Below are 13,760 nucleotides of genomic sequence, written 5' to 3'. Positions count from 1 at the left end.
GACAGCACGACTTCAGTGGTTCGGGAAACCCGCGGCGCAGAGGACATTCGCCCCGCTGCCCAGCTTCGAGGGTGCACACTCCGCCGCGCGCTTCACGGCGTCCGCCACCACGCCCGGCGTGAGCAGCTCCGGCAGCACCTCCGGCGTGTCGGGGGCGCCCGGGCTCAGCACCAGGTACATGGGCACGCCGGCCCGGCCGTGCTCGGCCAGCTTGGTGGTGATGCTCGCGTCCCGGCGCGTCCAGTCCGCGATGAAGAAGGCCACCTGGTGCTTCGTGAAGGCGTCGCGCACCTCGTCGGTGGCCAGCACGGTGCGCTCGTTGAACTTGCAGGTGAGGCACCAGTCCGCCGTGAAGTCGATGAACACCGGCTGCCCCGCCGCCAGCGCCGCGTTCACCGCGTCCGAGCTCCACGGCTGCGCCTGCACCACCGCGGACCCGAGCCGAGGCGCCGCCACGGGCTCCTCGTCCTCGAAGCGCAACGTCAGCAGCCCGGACGCCACCAGCACACCCGCGGCCACCGCCACGGTGGCCAGCTTGCGCACGCCGTCCTGCGCCTGCCCCTGGCCATACAGCCACGTGACGAGCCCCACCGCGACGAGGAACGCCAGGAGCCGCGCCATGCCGTCCACGCCGGCCAGCCCGCCCATCACCCACACCAGCCAGACAGTGGTGGCCAGCAGCGCGAAGCCCAGCACCTGCTTGAAGCGCTCCATCCACGCGCCCGGCTTGGGCAGCTTCTTCGCCAGCCCGGGCACCAGCACCAGCACGCAGAAGGGCAGCGCGAGCCCCAGGCCCAGCGCGGTGAAGACGGCCAGCACCGTCAGGGGGCCCGCCGCGAAGGCGAAGCCCACCGCGGTGCCCAGCAGCGGCGCCGAGCACGGCGTGGCCAGCACCACCGCCAGCACGCCCTCGCCGGCGCTGTGCATCAGGCCGTGGCTCTGGTCCACCTTGCCCGCCAGCGCCGTGCCGTCCAGGCCCACGTTGAAGACACCGAAGAGGTTGAGCGCGAAGGCCACCAGCACCGCGCACACACCCGCGACGAAGAGCGGCTCCTGGAACTGGAAGCCCCAGCCCACGCTCGCCCCGCCCGCGCGCACGGCCAGCACGCCGCCGGCCAGCAGCAGCATGGTGCCGATGATGCCCCCCGCGTAGGCCGCCGCATGCGCGCCGACGCGGCCCTGCTCCTGCTGCACCATGCGCGTGAAGCCGTAGGCCTTGAGCGCCAGCACGGGGAACACACACGGCATCAGGTTGAGCAGCGCGCCGCCGAAGAAGGCGAACACCAGCGCCAGCCCCAGGCCCATGGACGACTCGGCCGCGGGCGGCGTGGCGATGGCGGCGCCCACCGGCTTCACCGCCGCGATGCTGTCCTTCACCGACGGCGGCTTCACCGCGGCCGGCGTCCCCGCCGCGCCACCGGCCGCCACCATGGGGGCCAGCGGCGCCGTCACCTCGAGGTACTGGTAGCCCGTGGCCGCCGTGCCCAGGCGCAGCACGCCCGTCAGGCCCGGCGCCGACGCCTGCACGTCCGGCTCCGCCTTGCCCTTGAGCTTGAAGCGGCCCGGACCGTCCGAGGCCAGCCCCACGCGCGCGACACCGGGGATGCGGTCGGCGACGAAAAAGTCACCTTCCACCGCGGGCACCGCCGCGCCGCCCGGGGCCGTCAGGGTGAAGGTGCCCGTGAAATCCTGGCCCGCGGTGAGCTGGGGCGCATCCAGCGCCAGCGTCGCCGCGTGGCCGCTGTCCTGGGCGGGACGAGGCACCTTGGCCAGCTCGGCGTCGAGGACGGCCGCCGTCTCGGCGTCGCGCACCGTCTGGGGTCCCAGGGGAATGGAGCGCGTCAGCATCAGCTCCGCGGGGATGCAGTGCACCTCGCACACCAGCGCTTCCACGGCGGCGGACACCGTCACCATGCCCGTGGCGGGCCCCTCCACGGCCTTGGCGTCGGCGACGAGGATGGCCTCACCGTCATAGCCATGGGTGGTGATGAAGCCGTCAGACGTGCGGAACGTCTGAGGGAAGGGCCACTGCAACGGCCCCACGGTGACGCCGGGCGTGTCCCAAGCGACTTCCGTCTCCAGGCCGGAGTCGCCCGGGTTCTTCCAGTAGACGTGCCAGCCCGGGTCCAACCGGAAGCGCACGCCCACGCGGAAGGAGTCTCCCGGCTTCACCTGGGTGGCGTCCACCAGGAGGGCGCCCTCGATGCGAGGGTCGCCTTCGTCCGGCGCGCTGGAGGCCACCGCCGACGCGGGCAGGTCCGCCCAAGCGACGGCCGCCACCAGCAGCAGTCCGATTCCGCCAACACTGCCGAGCCTCTTGGACTGCCGATGCGTCATGCGATTCCCGTTAACCCAGAGGAGGCCGGCCCGCCAGCGGCAGTCACGTGCCTCCGAGCACAGTGAACCATCCGGGCAGGCGGGCATTCCCCTCGCGTGACGCGCCACGCCCACTCCCAGGCGGACCGCCCGGGCGGAGAGGGTTACAGCGTCACAGAGGCAACGTCATCAACCCACAGGGAGCAGCCGAGCGGGGGCGTCAGTCCTCGGTCTTCCAGGGCAGCAGCGCGGGCTCGGGCGCCGTGGGGCCCACGCGGCTCATGGTGATGCGGGAGACCTCGGAGTGCGCGCGGCGCATCACCAGCGCGGGGAGCTTGTTTGCCCGGCGCTCCATCACCCGGCGCAGGTCCGCCAGCCGCTCCACGTGGCGCTGCGCGGGCACCTCCGCGGAGCCAAGCCGCGCGAGCTTGTAGAGGGCCACGTCGGCGGCCTCCAGCGCCCGCTCCGCGGCGTCCTGGTGACGGCGGCCCAGGGCCTTCCACGCGGCGGCTTCACCGGCGACCAGGTCCAGCTCGGCGGACACGGCGCGCACGAAGCGGCCCGCGTCGCTGTCGGGCAGCACGCGTGTCACCGGCACGCTGATGCGCCGCGTATCGCCGCGCTCGGAGTAGGACGTGGACACGCCCAGGTTCCACTCCGCCTCCCCCAGCATGCCCGAGAAGAGGACCCGGCGCGGGAAGGCCTGGGAGATGGCGCCCAGCGTGGCGCTCATGGCGTCGCCTTCCACGCGCGAGGGATAGCGGTGGCGGCAGCGGACGTCGGCGAAGCCCGTGGGCAGCACATGCACGCGCGCGTCGGAGACGACTTCACCGAAGAGCTCGGCGCCCAGTTGGCCCACGGCCATGGGCAACCCTTCCGGGTCATCCACGTGCACGAAGCCGGTGCCGGAGGGGCTGGTGAGGGCCTCCAGGACGTCGGGCAGGTAGTGGCGGCCCAGCCCCAGCGCGTGGAGCATGACGCCGGACTCGGCGATGCGGGCGCCCTGGGTCTTGAACTCGGCGAGCTGCGACGGGCCCACGGAGGGCTCGCCGTCGGTGAGCATCAGCACCTGGGGCCGGGCGCCGGGCACGAGCACGCGGCGGGCGGACTCCGAGGCGCGCTCCACGGCCTCGTGCAGGGCGGTCCCCTCGCCGGACTCCAGGCGCGCGAGCACCTTGAGGAGCTGCGCCCGGGCGCTGGCGTCCATGGCGCGCATGGGGAGCACCTGCTCGGGCTCGGCGTCGAAGGTGAGCAGGCCCAGGTAGTCACGCGGGCTGGCGCGCTCGACGAGCGCCTGGGCGGCCTGCACGGCGGCGAGCAGCGGCACGCCCCGCATGGAGGCGCTGCGGTCCAAGGCCAGGTTGATGGCCACGGGCGCGCGGGGGGCATCGGCGTCGGCTTCCAGGGTGACGAGGAGGAGCACCTCGCGGCCCTGCTCGGCGTCACGCTCCACTGCCCAGGCCGTCTGCTTCATACGTACTCCCCCGTGGTCGCACGAGGCATTGTGCCGCGAATCAATCTGCGGGAGCGGACTGCCCCCGGTGCCGGAAGTCTCATGGGCCACAACGCACGGGAGCGGGGGACGCTCACGAGCAGGCTGCGGGGTCTGAGAATGTCGGGAGTCGTGCTTTGGAGCAAGGGGGCCCGGGGGCTCACCCTGAGGGAGCCGCCACGCGGGCATCGGTTGCCCCGGTTACCGCTGGTGCCCCCGCGCGTCCACCGGCCGCGGGGGCCGCGAATTACTCGGCCGCAGCCCAGCCGCCCCACGACTCCTCGGCGTAGCCCCAGCGGCGGCCGGGCGCGCCCTCGTCGGCCCCCGAAGCCTCCGCGTCACCGTCCTGCCGCGGATCCACATAAGGCAAACCTTCATCGTCCATGTACGTGGTGTCATCGTGAACCATTGTCGGCTCCTCTGCAGCTTCGGTCGACCCGGGCTCACCCCATGCGAGACCCGCTCCAACAATCGTTGACCGATTTACCGATCATGTTGGGGATGTCGCCCCGCGTTGTAAAGCCCTTGGGGTCTCAAAGTTCTGGGGCCCGTGTAGACCGTCTGCCTACCTGCCTGCTCTCCAGCAAGGCGTGTTCGTATTTACAGCTGGTTACGAACAGTCAAGCGTCGGACAGTGCCCGTGGCAATCGCACAAGGTAAGCCCTGAGTCCCAGAGAAGGAATCCCACAGCGGTTGACGCCCAGGCATTTTCAAGGAGCCCCTGGCGGCCGTCCGTCCCTGGTAAATCCGTGCGATGGCCGCTCACTCTCCGGCGGACCCAGGCCGCGTTCTCCATTGAAGGACACGTGGGGCAGCAGGGCGCTTGATTCGCGAATCACCCCTGTTAGGGTTGAAGTGCACTCAAGAATTGCCGCGACGCGGCAGCCCGGGCCCATCCGCCGCGCCCCAGAGGTCCTCAGAGTCCCATGAGTCCCATCATCACCGGCCTGTTGCTAGCCCTCGCCGTTCCCATCTTCGTGATGACCATGTCCGGTCGCGTGGGCGTCCTGCTCGCGATGAAGAAGGAGAACCGGCTCGACAACATCCCCTTCCGCGTGGCGCAGCTGGTGCGCTTCGGCCTTGGCCAGAAGCGACTGGTGGATCCGGAGGAGTTCACGCCGGGCCTGTTCCACGTGCTCATCTACGCGGCCTTCATGGTGCTGGCCCTGCGCACCGTCATGCTCTTCGCCATGGGGTTTTCGACCACGGCGCTGGAGGTGCTGACGGACCTGGGCCACCCCTTCTGGGCGGAGCAGTCCGCGCTGCTCTTCCTCTACAAGGTCTACCTGCTGGCCAAGGACGTGGTCGCCGCGCTGGCCCTGCTGGGCGTGGCCTACTACATCTGGGTCCGCTGGAAGGTGAAGCCGGACCGCCTGACGCCGTCGTGGGAGGCGTACCTCATCCTGTGCTTCATCGGCGGGCTGATGATTTCCGAGTTCCTGTTCGGCGGCAGCCACATGGTGGCCGCGCACGCCGCGCAGACGCAGGTGGGCGCCACGCAGGTGCCGGAGTCCGCCGCCGCGTTGGTGTGGTGGGAGCCGTTCACCAGCCTGACGGGCCTGGCGATGATGCCGCTGGGCGCCACCGCCGCGCACGTGCTGGGCGTGGCCGGCTTCTGGACTCACCTGGTCATCATCCTGGCGTTCCTGAACTTCCTGCCCATCGGCAAGCACTTCCACATCATCACCGGCCTGCCCACCGTCTTCTTCCAGCGCACGCACTCCACCGGCAAGCTGCCCACGCCGGACCTGGAGAAGGAGGAGTTCGGCACGGCCACGGTGAAGGACCTGACGTGGAAGCAGGGCATGGACCTCTACTCCTGTACGGAGTGTGGCCGCTGCCAGACGCACTGTCCGACGTACATCACCGGCAAGCCGCTGACCCACAAGGGCGTCAACCAGGACCTGAAGCATTGGATCTGGGACAACGAGCAGTGGGTGGAGGAAGGCTACGGCCCCAACAAGGTGAAGGAGCCGCTGCCCGAAATCGTCGGCAGCGCGCTGTCCGCGGAGACGGTGTGGGCGTGCACGAGCTGCGGCTGGTGCGAGCAGGCCTGCCCGGTGTTCATCGAGAACGTGCCGCGCCTCATCGACATGCGCCGCTACCAGGTGCAGGTGAAGGCGGAGTTCCCGCCCGAAATCCAGCGCGTGTTCGAGGGCATCGAGCGCCAGGGCAACCCCTGGGGCCTGGGCCAGGACCGGCGCGACGAGTGGGCGGAGGACCTGGCGCTGCCCACGTGGGGTGACGACGGCGGCCCCTACGAGTACCTCTTCTTCGTGGGCTGCGCGGGCAGCTACGACGACAAGCAGAAGAAGGTCAGCCGCGCGCTGGTGAAGATTCTGCGCGAGGCGGGCGTGAGCTTCGCCACGCTGTCGAAGCAGGAGATGTGCAACGGCGACTCCGCGCGCCGCATGGGCAACGAGTACCTGTTCCAGACGATGGCGAAGACGAACGTCGAGTCGTGGAACTCGATGGGCGTGAAGGCCGTCATCACCCAGTGCCCGCACTGCTTCAACACCATCAAGAACGAGTACCCGGAGTTCGGCGGCGAGTACCGCGTCATCAACCACACGCAGCTCATCAACGAGCTGCTGAAGGAGAAGCGCATCCGGCTCTCCGCGGTGATGAACAGCAAGCTCACCTACCACGACCCCTGCTACCTGGGCCGCCACAACGGCGTCTATGACGCCCCCCGCGAGGTGCTGAACAGCATCCCCGGGCTCGAGGTGGTGGAGATGCAGCGCAGCAAGCGCGAGGGCTTCTGCTGCGGCGCCGGCGGCGGCCGGATGTGGATGGAGGAGCACATTGGCACGCGCATCAACCACAACCGGTTGAACGAGGCCGCGCTGACGCTGAAGCACGCCGAGGACCCGAACACGCCCTTCCCCAACGCCGCGGACAAGAAGAAGCCGGGCCAGGTGGGCGACTACAAGGAGCAGGGCGGCAGCGGCATCGTCGCGGTGGCGTGCCCGTTCTGCTCCACGATGCTCTCCGACGCGGTGAACGACACCGGCCGCGAGGGGAACATCAAAATCAAGGACATCACCGAGCTGGTGGCCGACGCGCTGGAGACCAAGAGCGGCGCGGTGGGCACCGTGGCCCCCAGCGCCACGGTGAGCGCCAAGCCGGAGTAGTGCCAGCGCGGCGGGCCCGCTGAAGGGCCCGCCCGCTTCGCTTCACCCGAGGGCCCGGAGGCTTCCACCGCGAAGCCCCGGGCCTTCGCCGTTTCTAAGGCTTGCGCTGCTTCTCCGAGCGCAGGACGCGCGCCAGCCGCTGGGTGGCGCCGTCGTCGCCCAGCTTGCCGGAGACATACGCCCCCGCGGAGGCGAGCTTGCGGCGGAAGCTGTTGTCCGGCGGAGGCGGCGCGTCCAGGCGCAGGTCGGTGATGCCCAGGCCGGAGAGCAGCGTGCGAGCCAGGTCCTGGTCATCCGCGCGCGCGTGAGGCATCAGCCACTGGCAGACCTCGGTGTGCCCGTGCGCGGCGGCCATGATGAGCGCGGACTCGCCGATGCGGTCCGTCAGCTCGGGGTCGGCCCCCGCCTCCAGGAGGCGCTGCACCAGGTCCGCCCGTCCCGCGCGGGCCGCGGCCATCAGCGGCGTGCGGCCCTCCGCGTCGAAGGGGTTCGGGTCCGCGCCGGCGGACAGGTGGGACTCCACGGCGTCAAGGTCGCCCGCCAGCACGGCATCGAAGAGGGACATCGTCAGACCTCCGCGCGGCAGCATCGCGCCTCGGGCATCGGGACGCCAGTTGCCCCCAGGACGCTCGGCGCCTTCACAACACGGCGCTCGGCAGGGACACAGCGACACCCCGCCCGTCGGCGGCCCCTGCCGCGTCGTGTGGGGCGTGGCGTCCACGCACGTCGCCTTACGCCCGGAGGGTCAGTTGATTTCGACCGTGCCACCCTTGATGCGGTGGGTGCCGGAGGCGCGCGACTCCAGGGAGGTGCCCTTCACGATGACCTTGCCGTTGCGGCGCAAGGTGATGCTGGCCTCGCCGCACTTGAGGACGACTTCGTCCTGGCCCTCGATGACGACGCGCTTGCCGTCGACATGGGCCTCCGTGGGCCGCGGCGCGGCCGCCGGGGGTGGCGACTCCAGCAACGCATCCAGCAGCGGCGTCGCGCTGGGCTCCTGGATGAGCCCCATGACGAAGGGCAGACGCGGGTCTCCGCTCTCGAAGAGGAGCACCACCTTCTGCCGCTGGGCGACGGCGGCCTGGAGCGCCTTCGGCTCCACGACGACGGCGAGCCGCGCGGCCACCGGACCCGAGGTGTTCCCCGGGAAGTCCACGAGCACCGCGCCGCTGGCATCGACGCCCACCAGGTTGCCGGCCCGGCTCCCTAGAATGGGCTCCTGGGACGGCGCGCCAGAGGCAAGGGACTTGCTGTCGGGTGACACGCTCATGCCGGCATCTCCATGCGTCAGGCTACCGCAGGCGCCCCCCACGGCGCGAATCAGGCCCGAATCGCCTCCTCTCGGATGCCCGGCGGGCGGCGCTGACGCCACGCCACCGGGCCCGAGGTCAGCCGCTCCGGGTCAAATCGGCCCGTAGGACGGCTCCGTGGCGCTGGGCACCGCCAGCGACACCGCGCCCGAGCTGAGGTTCGCGCGGTAGATGCCCGGGTCGCTCCCGCCAGCGCTGATGAGGAAGCCCAGCTGGCTGGCGCCCGTCCAGCTCGGCCACGACTCCTCCGAGCCCGCCCCACCGCTGGTGACACGCTGGAGCGCCCCCACGTTCGAGCCCGACAGCTGTCCCACGAAGATGCGCGTTCCACCGGAGGACAGGCGCCCATCCAGCGCCACCTGGGAGCCGTTCGGAGACACCGCCACGCGGTTCTCCACGAACTGCACGCCCGCGCTCAGGGAGGAGTAGGTGATGGTGCCGCCGTTGAGCGGCACGTGCGCGAGCTGGTCGAGCTGGTTCAGCCCGCTGCCCGCGCCCGCCAGCACCGCGCTCCCGTTGGGCACGAAGGACGGCGCGCCGTAGGCGATGACGTTGTTGGGCGTGAGCTCCTGGAAGCCGCTGCCGTCCGTGTTGATGCGCGCCAGCGCCGTCTGGGAGCTGTTGCCGGGCGAGAAGACGAAGACGACGCTGCGCCCGTCCGGGCTGAAGGTGGGCGTGCGGAAGTTGGAGCAGCCGCGCGCGCACGCCGAGTCATTCGCCCGGAACAGCGTGGACGTCGTGCCGCCCGAGGTGGGCACCGTCAGCAGCGAGGTGGAGCCTCCGCTGCGCTGGACGAACACCACGCTGCGGCCGTCACGCGACACCGAAGGCCAGTAGGCGCCGCCCACGCTGGTCAGCCGCTGCGGGCTGTTGGCGTCGCCGCTGTCGTCCACCACGAAGACGTTGCGGTCGTCCTCGCGCACGAAGGCGAAGCCGCGGGTGAAAGGGACGTCCCCGATGCCGCCGCCGCCGCCGTCGTCCAGGGGCTCGCAGCCCCCCAGCATCCCCACCGCCAATACCGCTCCGAGGAACCTCCGCTTGCCCGTCATCGTCGTCACTCCGCTTCCCGGCCGATAGAGAGCCCCGTACTACAGAGCGCACCGGGACTGACGTCAACGCGCCACGGGTGATTCAACGCACCGTCAAGGTCAGCGGTTGAGCTTCTGGAGCTCGTTGCGGCAGAGGTTGCAGAGCGACAGCTGCTTGCGGTCGCAGTCCTGCGGCGTCTGCGCGAAGAACATCACGCACCGCGGGTCCTCGCAGTAGGACAGCCCGAGCAGGTGTCCCGCCTGGTGCACCACCTCCACCTGCGCGCGGCGCCGCAGCGTATCGCTGGCGACCCCCTGGGCCAGGCGGTGGAGGCTCATCACCGCCGTCTTCGATTCGCGGTCCGCTTCCCCGAAGACGAAGGGTGAGTCCGGGACGAAGAGGTCCACGTCGGAGATGCCCAACACAGCGAACTGGCCGGGCTCCAGCATGGGCGTCAGCCGCCGCATGATGGCGTTGCAGTGGTACTGGCCGCGGTCCTTGTTGAAGGCGTAGGCGGGCGTCGTCAAGACCGTCTTCGCCACCACGGCCGCGACACCCATTTGCGCCGCCAGCGGATCCTGCAAGTCCCTCAACAGCGAGACAGGCGGGCTACCCACGGAGACCAGAAGGAGTGTCTTCTGCGGCATCGGCCCACCGTCCTTCATGCACGGGGCGGACGCATGGCTACCGCGTCCCCCCGGAGCGGAGTGGCTGGGGCGCAAGGATTCGAACCTTGATACTCAGAGTCAAAGTCTGATGTCCTGCCATTAGACGACGCCCCAGCAGGTTCTCACGTGTACTTCTGGTGTCCGAGTGTACGGCATCCCGACGGGTGCGGGGAACTCCCCTGAAGCGGTTCCCTGCAATGTCAGCCACTGGACCCCTCGCCCGGGCCCCAAGGGCCGCCGGAGCCGGGCGCATTGTCGCTCTCTCTTTACACCTGGAGTAAAGCCGCCCCCGGGCGCTCGCCAGGGGCGGCCTGTCCTGGGTCAGCCCTTGAGGACGGCGAGCGGCGTGAGGCGCAGGAGCGGCCGGACGAGGTCGGCCTCGTCCTCCAGCACCTCGGTGATGTCGCGGTAGGCGGCGGGGGCCTCCTCCACCAGCGTGGCGATGCGCCCCTTGTCGTACACCACGCGCCGCAGCACGTGCTCCAGCGCCGCCGGACAGAGGCGCGCCCGGGCCTCCGAGCGGGTGAGGACGCGGCCCGCCCCGTGTGAGCAGGAGCGGAAGGCACGCGGCTCACCCAGTCCCTCCACGACGTAGGACGCCGTGCCCATGGAGCCGGGGATGAGCCCGCGCTGGCCCGCCTGGAGCCCCACCGCGCCCTTGCGGTGGACCCACAGCATGCGGCCCCCGTGTTCCTCTTGAGCGACGTGGTTGTGGTGCACGTCCACGACCGACGGGGTGTCGACGGCCACGCCCAGGGCCTCCTCCAGGACGTCCAACGCGCGCGCGGCGATGGCCTCCCGGTTGGCGAGCGCGAAGCGGCAGGCCCACTGCGTGTCGGCGAGGCAGGCGGCGCCCTCGGCGGTGTGGATGCTCAGGCCCGGAAGGCCGCCGTCCCCGAGCGCCCGCGCCACCCGCCCGTGGTGGTCCGCGATGGCCGCGCCGACGCCCCGCGAGCCGGTGTGCAGCAGCAGCCAGAGGGCCCCGTCCGCATCCCGGTCCAGTTCGAGGAAGTGGTTGCCGCCTCCGAGCGTCCCCAGGTGTCTGGGCGCCAGCCGCTCCCAGGCATGGCGCAGCTTCTGGGTGGACAGCGGCGGTGACGCCAGCGCCGAGGGCAAGGGCTGCCCTCGGCCCCGGTGGACGGCGTCACCCACGGGGATGCGCTCTGCCAGTTGAGACAGCACGCGCTCCAGCACGTCCCGCCCGGGAAGGCCCGAGGTGAGAGGGAAACGCCAGGCACTCACGCCGCAGCCCAGGTCTCCGCCGAGCGCCCCGGGCACGACGTGGTGCTCGGTGGCGAAGACGGTGCCCACGGCGATGCCGGAGGCGACGTGGAGGTCCGGCATGGCGGCCACGTGCTCCACGACATAGGGCTGGGCGGCGATGTACCGCAGCTGCTTCTCCGCGCCGGGCGGCAGCGCGCGGGCCCAGACGAGGATGGGCCTGCATCCCGGAGCGGGCGGAAGGAGACGGGGCATCATGACTCGCCCTCCTCCGCCGCCCCGGGCGTGTGCTCCGAGACGCCGATGTACGAGACGCCGATGTAGATGAAGCGAAGCTGCGGCACGCGCTTGAGGTCCAGGTGCTCCGCGAGCTGTGAGCGCAGGTAGCCGCTGGCGCCTTCGAGCGCCGTCTGCAGGGGACGAAGGCCGCCGGCCGCGGCTTCGGGCGTGACGGTGTAGCCGATGCGAACGAGGCGGCCGTCCGTCGACAGCTCGAAGGACGTCAGCGCGACGCCTTCGAGCCTCGGGTCGGACAGCTCACCCCGGAAGGTGCGGGAGACTTCTTGGGACAGGTGGGACTGCACGCGCAGATGGCGCGATGACGAGGTACGGCGATTCCTGGAAGAGGACATGAGAGGACGAACGGTTCCCAGAAGGCCGCGCGTGTCCCTCGTGCGCTGCCGGCTTCAAGCCGTCAGCGACGCACGAGACACACGCCGGCCCATTGCACGGAGGCAAAGGCTCCGCGCACCCGCCGAATCCAAGGCTCTGGAAGCGCGCTCCGTCCCGCTCAGCGAGGGAGGCGGCCCACCCGGTTCAGCACGTTCAGCGCGGAGCGACCCGAGACTCCATTCAAGACACGTCCCATGGCACACCTCCCGCCGCGTGCGTGACTCCCGCGCGGACCGTGATGCTGCGCAGACAAGATGTGACCGCCCTCCTGCCCACGTCAAGCGACAGCCCGGGACGGCAGGACGCGGGCAGACCTGACAGCCAGCCACCCCTCGGGCCCAGGCCCTGTGTCCGATGTCGACGGGTGACCACCCTCACTTTCCAGCAGCGGACGTGCGTCTCAACGCGGCCGTGGGCCTGGCCCGCTGACGCGCTACGCAGTGGGCACGAGGTGAAGGCACATGGCGGAAGCGTTCGACGTGGTGGTGATTGGGGCGGGCCCCGCGGGGGAGGTCGCTGGCGCGCGTGCCGCGGAGGCCGGGCTGTCGGTGGCGCTGGTGGAGCACGAGCTGCTCGGCGGCGAGTGCTCGTACTGGGCCTGCATCCCCAGCAAGGCCTTGCTGCGCCCGGGGGAAGTCCGGTGGCTGGCGGAGCATGCCGCCGGCGTACGCGAGAAGCTCCAGGCGGGCATCGACGCGCGCGCGGTGCTGGACCACCGGGATTCGATGGTCAGCCACTACCAGGACGACTCCCAGGTGAAGTGGGCCGAGGACGCGAAGCTGAAGGTGGTGCGGGGCACCGGCAAGCTCACCGGCCCGCGCAAGGTGCGCGTGGAGAGCAAGGACGGCGCCGTGCGGGAGCTGGAGGCCCGCAAGGCCGTGGTGCTGGCCACCGGGAGCCGGCCGCGCATCCCGGACATCCCGGGGCTGAAGGACGCCCAGCCCTGGGACAACCGCCAGGGCACGGCGGCCAGGCAGGTGCCCAAGCGGCTGGTGGTGCTGGGCGGCGGCGCCGTCGCGGTGGAGCTGGCCCAGGCGTGGCGCTCCCTGGGCTCCGAGGTGACGCTGGTGCAGCGCGGAAAGGGCCTGCTGTCCCGCGCGGAGCCCTTCGCCGGAGCGCAGGTGGCCCAGGCGCTGCGGGACTCCGGCGCGCGCGTGCTGCTGGGGATGACCGCGAAGCGCGTCCAGCGGCCCGGCGGCAAGGGCGAGGTGACGGTGACGCTGGCCAATGACGAGCAGGTCGTCGCGGACGAAATCCTGGTGGCCATGGGCCGCGTGCCCCGCACGGAGGGAATCGGGCTGGAGACGGTGGGGCTCGAGGGCGGCAAGCCGGTGGAGGTGGATGACCAGCTCCGCGCGAAGGGCGTGGACGGCGGCTGGCTCTACGCGTGCGGCGACGCCAATGGCCGCAACCTCCTCACCCACATGGGCAAGTACCAGGCCCGCATGGTGGGCGACGTCATCGCGGGCAAGCAGGCGAGGGCCTGGGCGGACGCGAAGGCCACCCCGCAAGTTGTCTTCACGCACCCGCAGGTGGCCAGCGTGGGCCTCACCGAGGCCAAGGCGCGCGAGGCCGGGCTGCCGGTGCGCACGGTGGAGAAGCAGCTCCAGGACGTGTCCGGCACGTCGCTTTTGGGCAAGGGCCTCACCGGCACCGTGAAGTGGGTGGTGGACGAGCAGCGCCGGGTGCTGGTGGGCGCCACGTTCACCGGGCCGGAGGTGGGGGAGATGCTTCACGCGGCCACCATCGCCGTGGCGGGGGAGGTGCCGCTCGATACGTTGTGGCACGCGGTGCCGTCGTTTCCCACCATGAGCGAGGTGTGGTTGAAGCTGCTGGAAGCGTACGGTCTGTAACGCGCCGGTGCCTCCGTTGCGTGTGCGGGGGCGGGCGTGGAATGGTGCCGCTGCCCACCCCACCC

General features: G+C 71.0%; 11 protein-coding genes and 1 tRNA gene. 2 read left to right on the top strand and 10 right to left on the bottom strand.

Going from position 1 to position 13,760, the window contains the following annotated elements; genetic code table 11:
- Positions 1-12: 12 nt before the first annotated feature.
- The 3 genes from G4D87_RS05195 to G4D87_RS38830 form a co-directional block, all read right to left on the bottom strand.
- A complete protein-coding gene (locus tag G4D87_RS05195) occupies positions 13-2,337 on the bottom strand; it encodes a protein-disulfide reductase DsbD family protein (RefSeq protein ID WP_163779557.1) in 2,325 nt (774 codons plus the stop codon).
- A gap of 199 nt (positions 2,338-2,536) precedes the next feature.
- A complete protein-coding gene (locus G4D87_RS05190) occupies positions 2,537-3,790 on the bottom strand; it encodes a vWA domain-containing protein (RefSeq protein WP_205507428.1) in 1,254 nt (417 codons plus the stop codon).
- Between the two features lie 265 nt (positions 3,791-4,055).
- A complete protein-coding gene (locus tag G4D87_RS38830) occupies positions 4,056-4,217 on the bottom strand; it encodes a hypothetical protein (RefSeq protein ID WP_205507427.1) in 162 nt (53 codons plus the stop codon).
- A 517-nt stretch (positions 4,218-4,734) separates the two neighbouring features.
- Here G4D87_RS38830 and G4D87_RS05185 point away from each other — a divergent pair.
- Positions 4,735-6,942: a (Fe-S)-binding protein gene (locus G4D87_RS05185; protein WP_163779553.1), complete on the top strand. Its 2,208-nt coding sequence runs from the start codon at positions 4,735-4,737 to the stop codon at positions 6,940-6,942.
- 94 nt (positions 6,943-7,036) lie between these two features.
- Here G4D87_RS05185 and G4D87_RS05180 read toward each other — a convergent pair whose 3' ends face one another.
- From G4D87_RS05180 to G4D87_RS05150, 7 genes are all read right to left on the bottom strand, one after another.
- Entirely contained in the window at positions 7,037-7,507 is a 471-nt protein-coding gene (locus G4D87_RS05180; RefSeq protein WP_205507426.1) for an ankyrin repeat domain-containing protein, read from the bottom strand.
- Between the two features lie 180 nt (positions 7,508-7,687).
- Entirely contained in the window at positions 7,688-8,212 is a 525-nt protein-coding gene (locus G4D87_RS05175) for a DUF6484 domain-containing protein (protein WP_163779549.1), read from the bottom strand.
- A 132-nt stretch (positions 8,213-8,344) separates the two neighbouring features.
- Positions 8,345-9,310: a TolB family protein gene (locus tag G4D87_RS05170; RefSeq protein ID WP_163779547.1), complete on the bottom strand. Its 966-nt coding sequence runs from the start codon at positions 9,308-9,310 to the stop codon at positions 8,345-8,347.
- A 90-nt stretch (positions 9,311-9,400) separates the two neighbouring features.
- Positions 9,401-9,928: a non-proteolytic archaemetzincin-like protein gene (locus G4D87_RS05165; RefSeq protein ID WP_163779596.1), complete on the bottom strand. Its 528-nt coding sequence runs from the start codon at positions 9,926-9,928 to the stop codon at positions 9,401-9,403.
- Positions 9,929-9,989: 61 nt separating this feature from the next.
- Positions 9,990-10,063: transfer RNA gene (locus G4D87_RS05160), tRNA-Gln, on the bottom strand.
- Positions 10,064-10,270: 207 nt separating this feature from the next.
- Positions 10,271-11,428, bottom strand: coding sequence for an RtcB family protein (locus G4D87_RS05155; RefSeq protein WP_163779545.1), 1,158 nt, complete (start codon positions 11,426-11,428; stop codon positions 10,271-10,273).
- Entirely contained in the window at positions 11,425-11,802 is a 378-nt protein-coding gene (locus G4D87_RS05150; RefSeq protein ID WP_163779543.1) for a ribosome-binding factor A, read from the bottom strand. The genes G4D87_RS05155 and G4D87_RS05150 overlap by 4 nt, the downstream gene beginning before the upstream one ends.
- A 501-nt stretch (positions 11,803-12,303) precedes the next feature.
- Between G4D87_RS05150 and G4D87_RS05145 the strand changes: the two genes are divergently transcribed.
- Positions 12,304-13,695, top strand: a complete 1,392-nt coding sequence (locus G4D87_RS05145; RefSeq protein ID WP_163779541.1) for a dihydrolipoyl dehydrogenase family protein — start codon at positions 12,304-12,306, stop codon at positions 13,693-13,695.
- Positions 13,696-13,760: the final 65 nt, after the last annotated feature.

The organism is Myxococcus vastator (genome assembly GCF_010894475.1).
GTDB classification, from domain to species: Bacteria; Myxococcota; Myxococcia; order Myxococcales; family Myxococcaceae; genus Myxococcus; species Myxococcus vastator.
Note: the sequence above shows the minus strand (reverse complement) of the source record. Positions and strands in the feature narration are given on the sequence as shown.

Coding starts and splice junctions, on each gene's coding strand:
- G4D87_RS05180 (WP_205507426.1), bottom strand. CDS start 7,507: ATGTCCCTCTTCGATGCCGTGCTGGCGGGCGACCTTGACGCCGTGGAG.
- G4D87_RS05150 (WP_163779543.1), bottom strand. CDS start 11,802: ATGTCCTCTTCCAGGAATCGCCGTACCTCGTCATCGCGCCATCTGCGC.
- G4D87_RS05185 (WP_163779553.1), top strand. CDS start 4,735: ATGAGTCCCATCATCACCGGCCTGTTGCTAGCCCTCGCCGTTCCCATC.
- G4D87_RS05190 (WP_205507428.1), bottom strand. CDS start 3,790: ATGAAGCAGACGGCCTGGGCAGTGGAGCGTGACGCCGAGCAGGGCCGC.
- G4D87_RS05175 (WP_163779549.1), bottom strand. CDS start 8,212: ATGAGCGTGTCACCCGACAGCAAGTCCCTTGCCTCTGGCGCGCCGTCC.
- G4D87_RS05155 (WP_163779545.1), bottom strand. CDS start 11,428: ATGATGCCCCGTCTCCTTCCGCCCGCTCCGGGATGCAGGCCCATCCTC.
- G4D87_RS05145 (WP_163779541.1), top strand. CDS start 12,304: ATGGCGGAAGCGTTCGACGTGGTGGTGATTGGGGCGGGCCCCGCGGGG.
- G4D87_RS38830 (WP_205507427.1), bottom strand. CDS start 4,217: ATGGTTCACGATGACACCACGTACATGGACGATGAAGGTTTGCCTTAT.
- G4D87_RS05165 (WP_163779596.1), bottom strand. CDS start 9,928: ATGCCGCAGAAGACACTCCTTCTGGTCTCCGTGGGTAGCCCGCCTGTC.
- G4D87_RS05195 (WP_163779557.1), bottom strand. CDS start 2,337: ATGACGCATCGGCAGTCCAAGAGGCTCGGCAGTGTTGGCGGAATCGGA.